Origin of the sequence: Bartonella sp. AP57NXGY (assembly GCF_042195805.1) — a bacterium.
Classification (GTDB): Bacteria; Pseudomonadota; Alphaproteobacteria; order Rhizobiales; family Rhizobiaceae; genus Bartonella.
The window spans coordinates 1-903 of sequence record NZ_JBHIOZ010000411.1 but is presented as its reverse complement, the minus strand read 5'-3'; the positions used below and the strand labels follow the sequence as shown (position 1 = coordinate 903).

Annotated in this window: 1 protein-coding gene and 1 pseudogene; both read right to left on the bottom strand. The window is 37.3% G+C overall.

All coding sequences use genetic code 11. The features are described from left to right. Nucleotides 1-428: nucleotide exchange factor GrpE (gene grpE, locus ACFIL8_RS11185; protein WP_375689860.1), on the bottom strand; the 428-nt coding region annotated here is incomplete at its 3' end. A 124-nt stretch (nt 429-552) separates the two neighbouring features. Then, nucleotides 553-903, bottom strand: a pseudogene (gene hrcA / locus ACFIL8_RS11180) (heat-inducible transcriptional repressor HrcA); the annotation flags it as partial.

Below are 903 nucleotides of genomic sequence, written 5' to 3'. Positions count from 1 at the left end.
ATGGCACGTTCAGTCATTTCAACGCCTTCTGCCAATGATTTCAAACCAGCATCACTCTCCCGTGCACCTTCTGGAATAGCTTCCAAAGCACGATTGAGATTGTCAGAAACCGATAACATATCCCGTGCAAAATTAGCAATGGAATAAGCTCTTGCATCCGCCACATCTCGCATAGTACGGCGTCGAAGATTTTCCATATCTGCAACAAGACGTAAAAGCTGATCTTTCAGTTCTTTATTTTCATCCTGCAAAGACGCTAAAAGATCACTAACCTCATTGCTTTCTGTTTCAACGACTTCGTGTTCCTCTGTTTTATGTGTTTTTAAAAATTCATCGGCTGCCTGTTTAAGTGTATTACGATCAGCTGGATTTTTTAAATCACAATTTTCAAATGAAGCGTCAGTAAATTTGTTTTTTTCATCAGACATAAAAATTTTATTCCTTCATAAGATTCGTTATTCTCGATATCGAAATTCTACAGACAAAAATCAAGGGGTATCGATGTATATAATACAATGAGCTTTTATAGTACAAATACTTACTTGCATCGTTTTAACGCAATAACTGTGACACAAGTTGAGCTGTATAATCAACCATGGGCACGATCCTTGCATAATTAAGCCGTGTAGGACCAATAACACCTAAAGCACCAATGACTCTTTGTTGTGAATCACGATAAGGTGCTACAACTAAAGAAGAACCAGAAAGAGAAAATAACTTATTTTCTGAACCAATAAAAATTCTAACCCCAGAACCTTCATCCGTTAAATCGAGAAGTTGTGCCATACTTTCACGCGTTTCAAGATCATCAAACAAATGGCGTAATCGTTCTAAATCTTCTTCTGCTTTCACATCTTCAAGTAAATTGCTACGCCCGCGAACAATGAGGTGTATTTTATGATC